Genomic DNA, 15,631 nt, shown 5'->3' with positions numbered 1-15,631 from the left:
GCGTCGGCCGCAGCTGCGTAGCGACGTAACGTCCAAATGGATGACATCTTGCTGACGCCTCGCTCAACGAGTCGCTACTTCAACGTAGCAAGATAAGTAACGAGGTCCGTCCGGTCCGTCGGGTTCTTCAGCCCTGTGTAGGCCATTCTATTTCCGGGAACCACCTTCTGTGGCGATTCCAGATACGCATCGAGGGTCTTCGCATCCCACACAATGCCGGACTGCTTCATCGCGCTACTGTAGCTGAAGCCAGGAGCCGTGGCCGCCTTCCTGCCAATGATTCCTTCCAGGCCCGGCCCGACGCGATTGGCATGATCCGTCGCATGGCATGCTGCGCAAGCTTTGAAGATGGTTTGTCCGTGCTCGGCGTCCTGTGCGTAGCTGAGATTCGTGGTTACTCCCGTAAGTACGAGCACCGCGATAAACACTCCGCCTTTCATTGGAACATCCTTTTTAGATCGGGATCAGCGGTGGCGCAGCCGCGCAACCTAACTGTTGAGGTCGTCGTCGAGTCGACGCGCGCGCATGCCTCTAAGGGCTTATCGGGTAAGGACGGATGCACCGACAACAAAGAGGTTCTCTACATTCCTCCCTCGAAATCGGTGAAGGAAAGCGCAGGCGGGACTGCGGTCTAGACCGACAACCGGTACCGCTGTCGAATTTGTCGGCGCACGCGAATAATGGCTCGCCCGACACCACCTCGGCGTAGAGTTCCGGCTCTTTGTTGTCCCAGTACTCGTTCCGAAACGAGTCCCTGCTTGCCGTCTTGATGCGTGATCCGGCACTAAGCGTTAGCGGCGATACCGCCTCGAGGTTTTTGTACGCGTTCATCCTTCGATCTCCTCGCAAACAAACAAAAAATAGGACGGCGAAAGTCGACGGTCCAATGACTTGTGGCTATGGAATCGATGCCATCGACGTTGTGCGGGAAAATAGACGGTGCAGTACAAACATATGCTTCCCGCTGATCGGGCTTAGAGGTCTCTGTAAATAGAAACGTCGATTTCGAGGAGCGGGGGCTGGTGGCAGTCCTCCCTACAGCAGCACGCGGCGCGGCGCGCGGGCCGCTGACGGAGCTGTTGGCGAAAATCTCGCGGGGAGGCGTCGCATCGATCCCTACAACGCCTCGATCGCGGCGACAGAAGCTCCCGTTGTCTCGCCGGGCGCCTGCCGTCGGCGCTCAGGACCCGGCACCAGCTTCCACCTCCTGATCAATCGAAGCGAGGAGGGCTGCGATTGACGCGCGCTTGTTGCCGGGCCGCGATTGAAACCGCAGTGGGTTTGTCGTGTGCTTTAGCATAGTTGTCGCCTCCGGCGTCGGTCGCCGACAAGGGTGGGCAATGGCCTAAGCGCGTCTTCCGTCGTCGCGTTAGGCGCCTTCGGATTCAAAATAGGCCGATCAGCGCGTGTTTGATCCGGCAGCGACCTCACCTCAGCCTCCGCAGTCGGCCTTGGCTCAGCCTTTGGCAGAGATGGAGGGGAGGCGGAAACGCCGTCATCCGCGTTCGACCTAAACTCTATAGGAGCCGCTCCGGCGACAGGGTGCCGCGTCCGTGCTCGGCGCCGCCCATCTCGCAGGCGGTATGGCGTCCGCATAAGCAGTATCGACAGAAGTCTGCGCTTCGACAGTATCGGGTTCGCCCAACTCGAGTAGCACGGCTGGGGTAGCGTTTGCCGCGGCGTCGACCTCTACCATGGAGGGTGGGGGGATCGTGCCATCGGGAGAGAGGCGGAGTCCGCCGAGCGCCGGTTTCGAAATTCTTCATAGGTCGCCTTATTCGGAGCATCCTTATAGTAGGTGATCTTCCGCACCATGAAGCCCGGCCCTATGTCTGCCTTTCCAACTCTGTTGCGTTCCTGGCCCGGCACTGGCGCGCTGTTTGATTGCCAATGGGTATCCTACACTGGGACCCTCTCCGGCCTCGAAGCGTCCAAATTCATTGAAGAACGTGTACACCACGACAACATCGCCTACCGGACGGGTTCAGCTTGTCGGCGTCGCGGCCGCGATCGTTGCGGGTCTGGGCGTCTGTTACCTGCGCCGCATGCTTGGTGATGTCATACGTGTTGAGGCAGTGGAGCTAGCGCTCAACGATGAGCTGCGGTTGCTGATCCATCCGGATATCCGCAAGTCAGGACGAATATACGCATTCATGACGCACTGCGTGAAGTCGATCAAAAAGCTACGCGATTGATAGAGGGCTTTGGGGAACGACTTTGGCTCCGCCGATGTGGCGGAGATCACCGCGGCTTCGCTTCTACCCCGACAGCGCAGCCTTGAAGGTGATTTCGATGAGCTGTTCAGGAAAGGCCAGTCTCGTCACGCCGATCAGGTTACTGGCGCACTGAGGTCGTGCCGCGCCGTAGGCCTCCTTGTGCGCCTTGCCCGCGGCGGCGAATGCGGCGTCGACATCGAGGACATAGAGCGTCTCCTCGACGACATTGTCCAGCGTTGCCCCGAAGCGCGCCAAAAGCTTGACGGCATTGGCGTAGATCGCACGCATCTGCTGTTCCATCATCGAGAACTCGGCCGGCTTGCCGGATTCATCGAGAGAACCAGGCGCGATCAGGTTCCCCTTCTCGTTGTGGCTGAGCTGGCCAAAGACATGGAGCTCTCTCAACTTGTTCAGCTTATCGGTGTGATTGTGGAGGGTATCGTCCAGGGCTTCGGAAAGATCACTGGCAATTTCGGCCCGGGCCTGCTCATCGCTTTCGATCGGTTCGCTTCGGTCAAGGCTAGCACCAGCAATATAGTCGAAGTACTTTTCGCGCGCGCTTTGAAGGGCCGCGCCCTCAAGCGTGGCATTCCTCGCAACCGGATCACGCGGCACGGCGAGCAGCAATAACCATCGTCTATCGACTCTATGGCGAAAGGTGATTTCCCTCGCCGGCGTTGCAAAGTCATTCTCCAACGCATCGTCGTACCGAAACGTCCAGTGCGGCGACCGAGACGCGATGCCGGATTGAGAAGCCGGGAGACTCGAGATGCAAAGCAACGACGTAGTTGAAGTCGTCCCGCTCTCGGGGGGCAGCGAAGTTACTTTGTTCCTGGATGTAACTCCCGTTCTTGCGGGCAACTGCGGGTGTATTGGTGGAATTGGGCGGCCGTCCGGCACCTATCAATCGGTGAGAGCCACGTTGTCCTGAACGTGAGGAGGGTTGAGATCCCAGTGGTTGGCGAAGGGAGCGAAAGTGGCGATCAGCGGACGCCGCAGGGAAGTCGTCGCCAAAGTCATTCGACCGATGCAAACCGGGAGCGCCGAGATGCACGGCATAGCGTCTGATGTCGCGACGGCCGACGGCTGCGCCGCGACGCTCGAACAGGCTCTTGCCGCTCTCGCCGGCCTTGATGCCCTTGTGAACAACGCCAGCGCGGTGCGGGTCGGTCGTCGGGAGAACACGGACGGAGCCCGAGCTGCAGGCCCTAATCGACGTGACCGCACCGATCCTGCTGACGCGGGCGGCACCGCTAGTGATCCGCAACAGCGGCGACGCCATGATGGTGAATGTTTCCTCCGGTATCGCGCCGGTCGGCGCGCCGTTCTACGAGACCTATGCCACGCTAAAGGCTCGGCTTGCCTATTTCGGCGAACCGCCGCGGCGCGAGTTGAAAAGGGAGGGCATCCATGTCCTCTCTATCCCGGCGAGACGGATATGCAAATGATGAAGTCAAACCCCGCCGGGCCCGAACCTGGCTTTACGCGCCAACCGGCCTCCGCCGTTGCCGACGCCATCGCAGAAGGCATCGAAATCGGCGTCCGAGGTGATCCGTAGCGGCCGGGTCCCGGCTCGGATGATCGCGCTCAATCGCGAGAACCCGGTTGCGGTCGATGAGCGCTTGCTCGGTTTGAAGCCGGCGCTAGAGGAAGCGATAAAAGATCATTCGGCGCCTTGAGCGCCAAATAGTTCAAACATGGAGTGCAATTGTGATGCTGCAAAATGGCGATGTCTTTCCCTCTCTTACCTTTGCTCGCGTCGGTGGCGGCGAAATCCATTTGCCTGCCGATCTCGCCGGTTGGTTCGGTGTGGTCCTATTCCACCGCGGTTCCTGGTGTCCGTACTGCAATGCTCAGCTTGCCGCTTTTGCGAGAGCGGCGGACAAATTCGCTGGGGAACGCCTCAAGGTCGTCTCTGTATCGGTAGACGATCGGGAAAAGTCGGAGATGCTCGTCGAAAAGCACAAGCTCAATTTCCCGGTCGCTTACGGCGCCAACGCGCGAGCGGTTTCCGCAGTCACCGGCGCCTTCGTCAATGACGATCCCGTCTGTCTCCAGGCAACTGGCTTCGTCCTCAATCCCGAAGGCCGGGTGGTGACGGCCGTGTATTCGACCCGCGCGATCGGCCGTCTGATGCCCGACGATGTGCTCGGATTTGTCCGCCACCTCAAATCTTTGGCAAAGAACTGACGAGCAGCGGCCGATTAGCGGGAGCTCGATGAATGGCACAGCCGATTCTAGAGCCGCGCAGCCGCGTTATCGATGCGGAATCGTGCCCGGGAGAGTTCGGCGGGGGAAAGCCGGGTCGGCACCGGGGCACGGTGCTGGCCGCCTGCGATCGCCGCGCCCTGCGGGAGTGAGGCCCGCGGGCCTTGAATGGGATACGTATGCTATCGGATCGATTGCGGCTCGGCACGCGCAAAAGCGCAATGGCGATCACCCAGACTGAGGAGATCGCACGACGCCTGAAAGCCGTCGGCACCGAGGTCGAAATCGTCAAGTTCGAGACCACGGGCGATATCGACCAGGTTGGCAAGCTCTTGCCGCATGGCGGCAAAGGTGGGGCCTTCGTGGCGCAGATTCGCGAGGCGGTGCTTAGCGGAAGGCTCCACGCCGCGATGCATTCGCTTAAGGACGTGCCGGGCAATGAGGACACGCCCGGGCTTGTGATCGGCGCGACGCTCTCGCGCGATCCGCCCGGCGACGTCCTGGTGCTGCGGCCGGGCACCTCGGTCGACGAGCTCAAACGCACGCGTGGCAAGGGATTCGAGATCGGCACCAACTCCGTCCGCCGCGCGGCCTATGTGCGGCGGCTGTTTCCGGAGATCGAGGTCATCCATTTCCGCGGCGCCGCCGACAGCCGCGTGCGCAAGCTTGACCAGGGCGCAAAGCAGAAGCTGCCAGATGGCGGTGAGGTGGGGCCTGCGGATGCGTTGATCATGGCGCGCTCAGGCGTTGAGCGCGTCAGGCTTACGAGCCGGATAGCGTACGAATTTTCGATTGCCGAGATGCTGCCGGCAGTGGGGCAGGGGATAATCGCAGTCGAATGCGCCGCGCGCGATTTCGAGACGCGCCGTATCCTGTCAGCGATCGACGACGCGACGACCCACGCGTGCGCCGACGCCGAGCGCGAGGTGCTGTGGGTGCTCAATGGCCATTGTAACTCGCCGATCGCGGGATTTGCGGAAGTCACGGGCGCGGAGATGCAGCTCGCCGCATCCGTGCTCGATCATGCGGGCGGTCGGATCATCGAGGCCTCGCGTGTTGGTCGAGCAAGCCGCCCGCGCGAACTCGGCCGCGCAGTGGGAATGGAGCTGCTCGCCAGAGGTGCTGCCGAGATTATCGAGCGCGGCCGGCCGGTGTGATGGAGCGCCATTGCGGGAACGAAGCCACGAAGCAATCCGGAGTCACAGGTGAGGCTCGGGATTGCTTCGCTTCGCTCGCAATTACGGCCGGACAACGACGAGCGCCAACCGCAGCTTGTGACGGAACTTGCTTGGCTAATTCCCAACGAATTGGTTTGGCGCTTTGCCTTCTCAGGTTGCCCGAAGGACGTAAGAGAGCAGATAGATGCTTCGAGGAGACTCGACATCGATGAAGTCATCCTTGCCATTTCATCCGCAGATCTGTTCGCGTTCCGCTGTTAAGCAATCGTACCATTTCGAGGCCTGCTGATCGATGCCGGGTATAAAGATCCGCAGAGTGGCGCGACGCTGGCAGGAGCGAAAGAGAGTCTCAACCTTCTACGAGCAACGTGATTTCCGTTAGCCTCAACCACAGGAACGGTGAAATCTGCGTCGCAGCCAATCCCCGCCTGACGCGAGCGGCTTTTCGGGGGCAGCACGTCAAAGTCTCATATTCGAGCGCAACGAACTGGAAAGCGAGTCGCAAAGCCATCCCGCATTGTTGGTCTTGCTCGAACATCCGACCTGGCCGGGCGCTCGGCAACGGCAATGGAGCGCACCTCGAGACCCTCGCGCCCCATTTGCGAGGCCACGCGGCATGGGAGGGCTTCTCCGCATCCGACCGCGGCAAGAAGCGGGGCCCATTGCGGGCGGCGCTGGACGAGATTGCAGACCGCACACGCGGCCTAGAAGGTAGCATAGGCTGCACCATCGAAGACTAATAGCGGGCTTGTGGGGTTAAGCCGTCCCAAGGAACTACCGTTCCTTGAAGGGCGGCGCGACATGAGACCGAGTGATTCTGCCGGGACTCTCGGCGGATTCAGACGAAAAACGCCTCGCGGCAGTAGCTCGAACTAATCTTACTGCGTTATGATTTTTCTGGGCGTGCATGATGCTGCGACGGCGCCGCAACAAGGGCATCGTATGACCGTTTTGCTGAGGGCCCGGCTCAGCCGCACGCGCATGGTTGCGATCGAGTTCGGGACGTGGCGTTCAGGCCGCAAGGGCAGATCCTCTGGGTCGATAATTGTCGGGTAAGGGAGAGACCTGGATTGGCGCGGCAGAACGAGGTCCTGAGGGGTGAATCGTCGCCTGTTCGGCGATGAGAAAGCCGTACGCCGCGATGCACAGGGTGGCGTGATGATGGAAGCCACGCCAGCCGCGCCCTTCGTAGTGACCGAGCCCGACCTCCTGCTTGAGTTCCTGATAGTCGCGCTCGATGCGCCAGCGCAGCTTGGCCAGATCGACGAGCTGCGTGAAGCTGACGTTCTCCGGCAGCGTGGAGAGCCAGTATTTGGTTGGCTCTGCTTCGCCCTCCGGCCATTCGATCAACAGCCACTCAGGCGACAGCTTCTCGGGGATCAGTTTGTTGTACCCGACGCGGACACGCACACGCGCGAAGCGCGAGGATAGCTGGTCGGCCGAGCCTTCCCGCCACGTCACCGTGCGCCAGGCCTGCTTCGGTAAACCGAGTGCCACTTTTTTGGCCGAGACCAGTTCGGGCTCGTCGCGGCGGCCGGTGTTGTTCATCGGCTTGTCCATCCGCCGTGGGCCACTGCCAGGGGCCCACATCAAGATGGTCGGCACGATGCCGACCACGTAAGGTACGCCCAACTCCGTCATGCCTGCACGCAGCCGCGCGTCCCTGCCGTAGGCCGCATCCATCAACGCGACGCCGCGTGGCAGACCGCTCTCGCAGGCCCAGCGGATTTGCTCCAGCGCGATCTGCGGCTTGGTCCTGAACTTGATCTGCTTCGGCACGCCTGCCTTCTTCCGCCGGGCACGATCCTTCGTCCAGGCTTCCGGCAGGTACAGCCGATAGGCCACCGGAAGGCTGGCGGCAAGATTGGCAACCGACAGCGACACCGCGACACCGCGACCTGGCAATTGGCCTGCTTGCCGAGCTGCCCGCAATATTGGTGGTGCACGCCGACCGAATGCTTGCCTTGCTTGGGGAACGAGGTGTCATCGATGATCCAGGCCTCGATCGTTCCGCTCTTCTCGGTCGCCGGCAGCACCATCTCGCGCACCTTGGCCAGCACGCCCTCGTCCGACCAAGCCGCGTTGGCGACAAAATGCAGCAACGACTGGTGCTGTGCCGCCGTCCGCGCTGGAGCCGTCCGCGCCGCCATCGGCTCAACGCTCTTGCGTTCCCCAGGCAGCATCAGGCCCGTGCAATAGTCGCGCAGCGGTCTCGTCCGCTCCACGTGGCCGATCACGCTTCCAAGACCGGCTACATACTCCCCAAACCGCGTTTCGCTATCTCCACCCTGATCGAGATTCATCTGGCCCTTCGCGCGCCAAATATTGAATCTCCTCAATTACTTGATTCTCAGCCTCAATGACTGCGACCGTCTGACTCAGTACGACTAATCATTCATCCGCCCGGAGACATCGACTGAAATACTTCGTCGCGCAGATAGAAGTGGTGGAAGAGAGCCGCGGCTGCATGCACGCCGGCAACCCAGAGGATGGCGTTGCCGAGGGTGGTGTGTAGTTCCATGATCAGCTGCCCTAGTCGATGCGCCTTCGCGATCTGGGGAGCTATGTCGAATCCGGGAAGGGTGACGGGAATCCCCAAGAGCCAGGTACCAAGCACCGCCGTTATTGGAATCGCGGTGAGGAGCGCATAAAGCGCGAACTGGACGAGTTTTGCGGCCGCAGCCATCCATCGCGGCATCGGCTGCTTCATGGGCGTGCTGTCGATCAGCCGCCATAGCAGCCGCAGCACGACGACAATGAACACGAGCACCCCAAGCGTCTCGTGAATCCGGCGGAGCCCGTCCGCGCCGGCGGAATAGAGCGAATCGGGGTCGCCCTTGCTCACCACATAAGCGGCGAGAACCAGCATGACGGTCAGCCAATGGAAGGCCTGGGCACCGGCGCCGTAGCGAGAGGAAGTGCTGCGCAAAGCGATTACTCCGATCTTGAGCCCGCCGCAGCGGTTGATGAACAGTGGCGGCGCGTCGCCAGAGATTTGAATGCTTGGTAAGCTGGCTGATGGTCTCCCCGGCGCCCAACTTTAAATTATGACAAACCCATCGCCCAAGCGTACACCATCGGTGTCCGAGCGTCCGGCACTCTTCAACCCGGACTGCAAGAGGAGATGATCATCGCAGTGGCCGCGGAGATTGTGGGCAGCAGCTTCAATTCGCTTGCAATGGTGTTCCGCTCGCCTTCATCCATCTTCGCAGAAAAGTTCGCAGAGAACTTGTCATCGAGCCGGACGGCGCAGCGGCCCGACCTGAAAGATCGCTCGAAACCCAGCCGTCCGGGTTTTCCGTGACGGCGGCGCCATCTTCTTGCACAGTTGTAGCCGGGATAAGCGAGCAGCTCATGCTGGCTGTTCTTCAGGACGGGCATTGGATTGCCTGTTCAGTCGTGTAGTGGGCTGATACTGAGCTTTGTGACTGGGGCGCGTACTAAAGGCGTAGATGTCAGTTTCTAATGGCCAAGCGGACAGATCGCGATCAATCTGAACTTTACCGCTCGTGACCAAGGGCGACGTGCGCACCGAGGAACGCTAAAATCTCTCAAATACATGTTGGCGATCGGCGGCTCGAGGGAGCCGCACGCTGCCAAGCTTTGACGTCACCACCGATTGTAGTCACCCCAGCCGTAAGAGAAGTCGGGGTAGTAATAGGTCGGATAGCGCCAATATGAATTATAGGTCGGATAGCGCCAGTACGAATTATAGGTGGGATAGTCCAAGTACGAAGGGTAGGGATAATCATTCGGCGTGCGTTGCACTCCGCGTGTGCCCCGATCCCGCCGCACCCGATAGCGCACGTCCGTCTTTACGGCGGCTATTGCCGCCTTGATCGACGTGCCATTGATCGGCGCAGCAGACGATTTGGCCGTGGTGGTAACTGCGATAGGAACGGCAATTGCGAGCGCAATCGCAAGGCTGCGGACTTCAATCTTCATGGTAGCTCCTGTTCGTGTAAAAGATGACTCCCATCACCCAACGAGAATGACCTTGCAACGCCGACGAGGGAAATCATCTCTCGCCATAGAGTCGATAGATGATCGTTATTGCCACCGAGCCGCGTGATGCCGTAGCGAGGTTATGCCACCAGCCGTATCTGCAGAAACTTTTAAACCCGTTGCCGCCCTTGGACCAATCGAGGTTGCGCGTGCCAACGCGCCGCCGTCCTTGACCATGACGCCGCTCCTACAACGGATTTGTCGTGCGCCATGTCGCCGACCGGATGCCGGACCGAGGTAAGAGAGGGAAAGACATCGCCATTTTGCAGATAGGGCAAGATGCCTACAGAGAAAATTTCAGAAGATCCGGAACTGTATGGGTAACGACCAAGCTGTTCTTGCACACTCAGGTCTGGTGGCGGCACGAAGCCAAGTCCCCCGACTCGCCACTCGATCCGAGCTGACCCGGACGCGTTACGTCGCCTCTTGGCCCTTCAGAGATCTGACAACAGCCGGTCACTACGTCTGCTGTTCAGCGTAGACCGGAAGTGACGGCTTGGCCGCCAAAAACGGCGCTCATGACCCGTTGCGGAAGCGGTCGGCTTGAGGGGCGCGCTCCCAACACCTTCGTACTATTCCCTGGCCCCTTTGGATGGCCGGCGCATTACCCACGTACAATTGAGCGGCTGACCGCGCTCGTCCTAGGCTGCACGCGTAGGAAAAGCGGACAGGCCCATGCAGTGCCACGGTGGAAAAGGATGATCGACGAACGGCGACGATAGTACCAACAGGAGACTACGATGCCCCATTGCTCCGATAACCTTAGATCTGGCAGTGCCGCGCGATGCGCAGTGTGTGATGGCAAGTTTGGTCTCGTCCGGCACTACGCGTGGCGAACCCCGAGAAGTGCGTCGATCGCTTCAGAACCCGCAGGCAAAGTGATCGCAATTGGGTGAGCCGGCTCCAAATCACCTTCGACCAGCCGCCCGAGAACCGCGCGAGGGCTTTATGACGGTCCAGATCTCACAAGGAGACAAGGAATATTTAGAAACAGCAAAGAGTTTGCTCCGTGCCGCCAAAACCATGAGCGACTCAGCGATTGCGGGTCAGCTCAAGGCCTTGGCCGCTAGCATGTCACGTTTTGAAGTGGTGTCAGCTCGCGAGAAAGACGCATGCCTCTCGAATTCTGCACCATTGAAGCGCTGAACCTGCGCCCCGGCTCCAAGGATCTGGAAGCATTCAACGTCGAGCGTGTGCGCGGCTACCTCGAGTGCAATCTCGGCTGCACAAAGAAGGAAGTGATCCACGCGCTAGGCCTGAATCCGCGCACGGTGGCCAAGGCCATCAAGATCATCCGCGCACGATCATGAAGTTATGGCCCCAGCGCGGCCAGTCACGAGCTTTTTATTCCGTCGTTACCGCCTGCAGAGCTTCAAAGTTGGGGCTGAGATACTAATTCAAGGTGGAATGATTATCATCATCTAATAGCGGGCATGTTCTCTAACTAATGTTTGGAGCGAATATCGGCGAAGTTGTTCGATTTGTCCGAAAGTCTGAGCGAGAGCGGGCCCGTCTAGTTGGAGAAGCCCGCGCGATATATGACAGCATCTTTCCGCCGGCTGATCCAGCCAGCAAGCAGCAGGACAACGCACCGATAAGTCATAAGGTCAGCGGCCCCATTGCCCATCGTAGCGACGGGGTTCTCCTGTCGTGATCAAGATCATCGCCTTGCTCTGCAGTCTCTCCTCTCCGGAAAATTGCCACGAGCAGACCGTCACCACCTCGGACTTCGCTGACGTCTCGATGCAGTCCTGCCTGATGGGCGCGCCGCAGCTCGCCGAGTGGATGAAGCAGCATCCCGCCGAGCGCCTAGCGGCATGGCACTGCGTGATTGGCAAACAGGATGGCACGGGAGCTTAGGGAGGAAAGCCGCTTCCACGGGTGCTTTGAAATCGCTTAATCACAATGGCTGCGATTTCAGGCCATCATGTCACAACGTGCAAAATGTGGTGCCGATTATTCGGAACCGCTAGGGGTGGCACGTTGTGACCGGCGAGATGTCCAGTCATGGCCCAACTCGGACTTCTGGAGAGGTCTGCTATTGCGCCGCTATCAGGGGCGCGGCGGACCTACTATGCACTTGGTCTGCATCGGTCCGGGCTGCCGTTGTGGCCGTTGTCCGGGTTCAGCGAGGCGTCCAGCTCATCAACTTCGCAGCCCTCGCCGCCGGGTAAAGGGAAATGCCCTGTGACTATCTATCCGATAACCGTTTATCATGGGCCTTGATTCAGACGCGATCGCATGCCGGCAGGCCTTGCCTGCTGCGGCTGCGAGCCAGCTCGCCGTATCTTCAATCGAAGTTCTATCCATCACCCTCGGATTTCGCCGGGACGCATCCATGTACTTGGCGAAAGGCACGGAGAAAGCTGCTGCAGCTTCTATAACCGATCACCCATGCGATCTGCTCAACTGAGGATGTCTTGGCGGCGAGCATATCGGCTGCTGCAGGCTTCATCCGAATTACCACCCGATAACCAGTCATTATCGGTAGCATTCCCAATCTTCATTTCAGCATGTGCTTGCACTCTGGGATGGTGACATCCTGGATGCGAGACAGTTTGCTCTCAACGAAAAGTCCGACGAGATCGCCCGATCACCCGGAAGCTTCTCGTGACTCATCTTCAGCAATGATGTGTTCCGCAAAACCAGCGAGACCGAGTTGGCGATGTCGATAAGTGTTCAGGGCGAAAGAGGTAAGGAAGAGCAAAACGCGACCTTGGCTCTTCTCGAGGCGAGAAGCCAAGAAGGACTTGCGAAAGCGCGCTTCGGGATAGTTCTTCAGCGGTCACGAGCGTTAGCCGGGGCTGTGCTATTTACAGAAAGGAAGGCCGCCGAAAGGGTGTTTGACGCAACTCCGCCTGAGCGTTCGACCGCTTCGCGGCTGGCGGCTTTGGGCGAGCTTGCCGGTTTGATCGTGCACGAGGTGAATCAACCACGGACTGCGCTGATAACCAGCGCGGAGGCCCACAGCTGTTGGCTGTCAAGATGTCGAATGGAGATATCGAAGGCGGTCGAGGCTGCTAACCAGGTCTGTAGACAAAGGAACGCGCTATGTTGCGATCGAGTGTGGATTGGAAGTGCTGGCCAACGGTGGCTCAGGCGAGCCTCAGCTTCATCAGGATCGACGGCGTCATTTTGGAAGTATTAGGCATGTTTCGTGACGAGCTCGAGAAGTCATCCATTTCCGTGCGTGCCGACATCGATGAAGGGTTGCCGGAGTTGAGGGGAGATCGCTTGCAGCTACAGCAGGTTGTTTTCAACCTGCTGCGAAACGGCATCGATGAGATGAAGGATGTGTACGGCCGGCCGCGAAGGCTGGAAATATCGTGCCGTGCTGATGAAGTCGAAATGTTAGCGACATTTCGACATTGCGGTGTTGGCTCCGGAATAAACACAAACGATATGAATCACGTGTTCGATCCATTCTTCACCACAAGGGATTCTGGAATGAGTTCAGGCCTACTCATAAGCCGGCGCATTATAGAGGCTCATCGTGGACGGATCTCGGCAGAAACGAATGAGGATTGCGGCCTGACTATCCGGTTAGCGCTGCCGCTATGAGGAAGACCAGGAGCGCTCAGGGCGGGTTACAGCATTTCAACTTGCTTACGAAGCAGGCAGCTTTGGCGTCCCAGTTGCGAACAACGTCACCGTCTGCCGTTCAGGATAGTTCAGTCGAAATGAACCAATCCAATCACGGCGATTATGAGTGTACTCACCTCAAGTGCGGACCCCGAGCATAATCGGTTCGCCTCCAATGTATAAGCGTCGCCTGAGGCTAGGTGGGAGCGGCAGCTGGGTTCACTAGAGTTCTCGGGTGCGCAGCCCCTCGATTCATCGGCCGAGTAACCTCGGTCGTTATCATCGATGACAACGATGGCATCGTGCAGTACGCGGAGCGAGCCCCGCGGAAAAGCGGATCGCCAGGCGATCAATCAACTCCGATCATCTCGATCGCCCGTTCCGCAAAGCCGTTGTCGCAAGGCATTTATCCGCTTCACCTCGCGAGGTGTAAGTATCGGACGTTTAGAAGAGATTAGCTCATCTTCATCGCTCCAGACTTTGCCCTCTCCCAACGACATTGAGCACAAGCGACCTGTCACATGGAAGAGAGCCGGGCGAAGACGACCTACAAGAGGCAATTCGTCTTTCCGCGCCTTGCGCGTCGTGAATGGCTCGGCGGTGCAGCTTCGCGGCGCAACTCCAAGCTATCGCGATCCTCTATAGTTTCAATAACTTTACTTAAGGCGCCGCAGAAATAGAAATGGTCCATGGAGTCGGCATTGCTTCGGCGAAACGCCGTCGTCGGAATGCGCATGGTGGGAACGTGGAAAGATGCACGTAGTGAAGATATCGCAGGTATTGCTGGCTGAAGTGGTGATTATATCGCGCAGCGCAGCCGACATCAATATCTTTCGACTGCCAACGAAGGGTCGCGAGTTACTCAACACATCAATCTTGCATCGGACAAGGACTATGTCATGTCACGCGCATGTATCGGAATAGTGGAATGAGTGAGAAAAACGACAAAGAGAACCAGCAAATGACATCGCCCCAAGACGGCTTGATGAGCAAGATTGCTCAAGAACTTGCTTCCGCAAGCACGAATACAGAGGACTTCTACGCCGACCTGAAGCCATTCGCCAACTTCGAGCAACTGACGAATTTCGATCGCTATCTTCCTCTGCCGGACGACTGGTTCATCGGGGTAGCCGATGTTGTCCAATCGACTCGGGCGATAGAGATCGGTCGATACAAGGCAGTCAACACCGTAGCTGCTGCGGTGCTGGTCGCGATAACTAACGCGTTACCTAGACTCGGCTTTCCTTATGTTTTCGGCGGCGACGGAGCGACCGTAGCCCTTCCGGGTAAGTATCTCGATGACGTGCGGTATGAATTGGCGCGAACTGCGGCTTGGGCCGAAGATTCTCTCGGTCTTGTGCTTCGAGTCACGATCGTTCCCGTTTCGGAGATCCGCGCGGCCGGTCACGATGTCCGTGTCGCGCGATATGCCGCATCCGAGAATGTCTCGTATGCCATGTTCACCGGGGGTGGCGTTGCCTGGGCGGAAACGCAGCTAAAGAAAGGAGAATTCGCGATACATCGCGCACCGTTGGATGCCAAGCCTAATCTATCAGGGCTCTATTGCGGGTTCGGTCCAATCCCTACCGAGCAGGGGGTCATCCTGTCTATTATTGCCTTACCGCTCGAAGATCAGGCGTCGTATAGGGCGCTGGTGGCAGACGTTTTGACCCTGATTGAATTTTCGTCGCGCCGGTCGGGACATCCGTTGCCGGAGGGCGGTCCGCTACCCAGCTGGCTCGGAGGCGAGATCCAGAGACTGCTTAGCAGGGACTCCCCACACGCGAACCTCCTGACTGCCGCGGCAGATGCATTACGAGCAATCAAGACGCGAATCGTTCTTGCGGCAGGTATTCGCATTGGCCGCTTCGAACCCTCCAAGTATCGACGGGAGATGTGGCAGAATACGGACTTCAGGAAGTTCGATGATGGACTGAAAATGACGGTGGATTGTTCGCCGGAAATCGCAGAGGCTATCGAAGCTCGACTGATTTTCGCCGAGCGTTCTGGCGTTTGTTTGGCGGGTACACATCGTCAGAAAAGCGCACATCTCACCTGTTACGTTCCTTCAAACATTCAGTCCGATCACGTCCACTTCGTTGATGGGGCCGACGGCGGCTATGCCGCGGCTGCCGCCAAAAAAAGGCGGGTGAGGCTGCCGCGCGGCACGAATGGTCACTATAGAGCGAATAGGAGCATCGACGCCGGCGAGCGGCCGCACCGTGATTGAGATCGGAAAGGATCGCGTCATTGTCGATGCGGGGGTGGAGACGGCCGCGCTGTCGCGCTGCTCGCCGTTCTCGAGCGACGACAATTCGGGAGCATCCCCCAGATTAACTGCGTGTTGCTGCGAATGCCGGTGATACGCGTCCGACACCAAACAAGAATATAGGGTTGGTGTTCGTCTGGTTGACGGACCAATAATCGCAACAACAGCGGGAT

Annotated in this window: 15 protein-coding genes and 3 pseudogenes; 11 read left to right on the top strand and 7 right to left on the bottom strand. The window is 58.9% G+C overall.

The window, feature by feature from the left end; all coding sequences use genetic code 11:
* Positions 1-74: 74 nt before the first annotated feature.
* Both AC5ZGW_RS26695 and AC5ZGW_RS26690 read right to left on the bottom strand, forming a co-directional pair.
* Positions 75-440, bottom strand: coding sequence for a c-type cytochrome (locus AC5ZGW_RS26695; RefSeq protein ID WP_028164535.1), 366 nt, complete (start codon positions 438-440; stop codon positions 75-77).
* Positions 441-642: 202 nt separating this feature from the next.
* A pseudogene (locus AC5ZGW_RS26690) lies at positions 643-747 on the bottom strand (peptide-methionine (R)-S-oxide reductase); the annotation flags it as partial.
* 1,202 nt (positions 748-1,949) lie between these two features.
* Here AC5ZGW_RS26690 and AC5ZGW_RS26685 point away from each other — a divergent pair.
* Positions 1,950-2,195 carry a hypothetical protein gene (locus AC5ZGW_RS26685; protein ID WP_207230980.1) on the top strand — a complete coding sequence of 82 codons (246 nt, stop codon included), beginning with the start codon at positions 1,950-1,952 and terminating at the stop codon, positions 2,193-2,195.
* Positions 2,196-2,258: 63 nt separating this feature from the next.
* On the opposite strand, the gene AC5ZGW_RS26680 is transcribed toward AC5ZGW_RS26685, so the two are convergent.
* Entirely contained in the window at positions 2,259-2,843 is a 585-nt protein-coding gene (locus AC5ZGW_RS26680) for a Rid family hydrolase (protein WP_349645059.1), read from the bottom strand.
* Positions 2,844-3,159: 316 nt separating this feature from the next.
* Between AC5ZGW_RS26680 and AC5ZGW_RS26675 the strand changes: the two are divergent.
* The 4 genes and pseudogenes from AC5ZGW_RS26675 to hemC form a co-directional block, all read left to right on the top strand.
* Positions 3,160-3,384, top strand: a pseudogene (locus AC5ZGW_RS26675) (SDR family NAD(P)-dependent oxidoreductase); the annotation flags it as partial.
* Positions 3,385-3,433: 49 nt separating this feature from the next.
* Positions 3,434-3,664, top strand: a complete 231-nt coding sequence (locus AC5ZGW_RS26670; RefSeq protein WP_028164537.1) for an SDR family oxidoreductase — start codon at positions 3,434-3,436, stop codon at positions 3,662-3,664.
* 265 nt (positions 3,665-3,929) lie between these two features.
* Positions 3,930-4,406, top strand: a complete 477-nt coding sequence (locus AC5ZGW_RS26665; protein WP_028164538.1) for a redoxin domain-containing protein — start codon at positions 3,930-3,932, stop codon at positions 4,404-4,406.
* Between the two features lie 197 nt (positions 4,407-4,603).
* A complete protein-coding gene (hemC, locus tag AC5ZGW_RS26660) occupies positions 4,604-5,581 on the top strand; it encodes a hydroxymethylbilane synthase (RefSeq protein WP_130224838.1) in 978 nt (325 codons plus the stop codon).
* A gap of 1,032 nt (positions 5,582-6,613) precedes the next feature.
* On the opposite strand, the pseudogene AC5ZGW_RS26655 reads toward hemC, so the two are convergent.
* Both AC5ZGW_RS26655 and AC5ZGW_RS26650 read right to left on the bottom strand, forming a co-directional pair.
* Positions 6,614-7,905, bottom strand: a pseudogene (locus AC5ZGW_RS26655) (IS701 family transposase).
* A gap of 92 nt (positions 7,906-7,997) precedes the next feature.
* Positions 7,998-8,531, bottom strand: coding sequence for a cytochrome b (locus AC5ZGW_RS26650; RefSeq protein ID WP_245474607.1), 534 nt, complete (start codon positions 8,529-8,531; stop codon positions 7,998-8,000).
* 195 nt (positions 8,532-8,726) lie between these two features.
* On the opposite strand from AC5ZGW_RS26650, the gene AC5ZGW_RS26645 reads away from it, so the two are divergent.
* A complete protein-coding gene (locus tag AC5ZGW_RS26645; RefSeq protein ID WP_130224844.1) occupies positions 8,727-8,906 on the top strand; it encodes a hypothetical protein in 180 nt (59 codons plus the stop codon).
* Positions 8,907-9,211: 305 nt separating this feature from the next.
* On the opposite strand, the gene AC5ZGW_RS26640 is transcribed toward AC5ZGW_RS26645, so the two are convergent.
* Positions 9,212-9,547, bottom strand: a complete 336-nt coding sequence (locus AC5ZGW_RS26640; protein ID WP_130224845.1) for a hypothetical protein — start codon at positions 9,545-9,547, stop codon at positions 9,212-9,214.
* Positions 9,548-10,719: 1,172 nt separating this feature from the next.
* Here AC5ZGW_RS26640 and AC5ZGW_RS26635 point away from each other — a divergent pair.
* The 3 genes from AC5ZGW_RS26635 to AC5ZGW_RS26625 all read left to right on the top strand — a co-directional run bounded on the left by AC5ZGW_RS26635 (position 10,720) and on the right by AC5ZGW_RS26625 (position 11,467).
* The gene (locus AC5ZGW_RS26635) at positions 10,720-10,917 is read left to right on the top strand and encodes a hypothetical protein (protein WP_130224847.1); all 198 of its coding nucleotides are present in this window, start codon (positions 10,720-10,722) and stop codon (positions 10,915-10,917) included.
* Between the two features lie 152 nt (positions 10,918-11,069).
* A complete protein-coding gene (locus AC5ZGW_RS26630; RefSeq protein WP_130224919.1) occupies positions 11,070-11,261 on the top strand; it encodes a hypothetical protein in 192 nt (63 codons plus the stop codon).
* Positions 11,258-11,467: a hypothetical protein gene (locus tag AC5ZGW_RS26625; RefSeq protein WP_130224849.1), complete on the top strand. Its 210-nt coding sequence runs from the start codon at positions 11,258-11,260 to the stop codon at positions 11,465-11,467. Before AC5ZGW_RS26630 ends, AC5ZGW_RS26625 begins: the two co-directional genes overlap by 4 nt.
* A 442-nt stretch (positions 11,468-11,909) precedes the next feature.
* Here the strand turns inward: AC5ZGW_RS26625 and AC5ZGW_RS26620 are convergent, their stop codons facing one another.
* Positions 11,910-12,089 carry a helix-turn-helix domain-containing protein gene (locus tag AC5ZGW_RS26620; protein ID WP_496113987.1) on the bottom strand — a complete coding sequence of 60 codons (180 nt, stop codon included), beginning with the start codon at positions 12,087-12,089 and terminating at the stop codon, positions 11,910-11,912.
* Between the two features lie 569 nt (positions 12,090-12,658).
* On the opposite strand from AC5ZGW_RS26620, the gene AC5ZGW_RS26615 reads away from it, so the two are divergent.
* Together AC5ZGW_RS26615 and AC5ZGW_RS26610 are read left to right on the top strand one after the other, a co-directional pair.
* A complete protein-coding gene (locus tag AC5ZGW_RS26615; RefSeq protein WP_245474608.1) occupies positions 12,659-13,168 on the top strand; it encodes a sensor histidine kinase in 510 nt (169 codons plus the stop codon).
* A 949-nt stretch (positions 13,169-14,117) separates the two neighbouring features.
* Complete coding sequence (locus tag AC5ZGW_RS26610) at positions 14,118-15,419, top strand: DUF3095 domain-containing protein (RefSeq protein WP_245474609.1); 1,302 nt, start codon at positions 14,118-14,120, stop codon at positions 15,417-15,419.
* Positions 15,420-15,631 lie beyond the last annotated feature (212 nt).

The sequence above is a fragment of the Bradyrhizobium sp. Crot121 genome (assembly GCF_059512385.1).
Note: the sequence above shows the minus strand (reverse complement) of the source record. Positions and strands in the feature narration are given on the sequence as shown.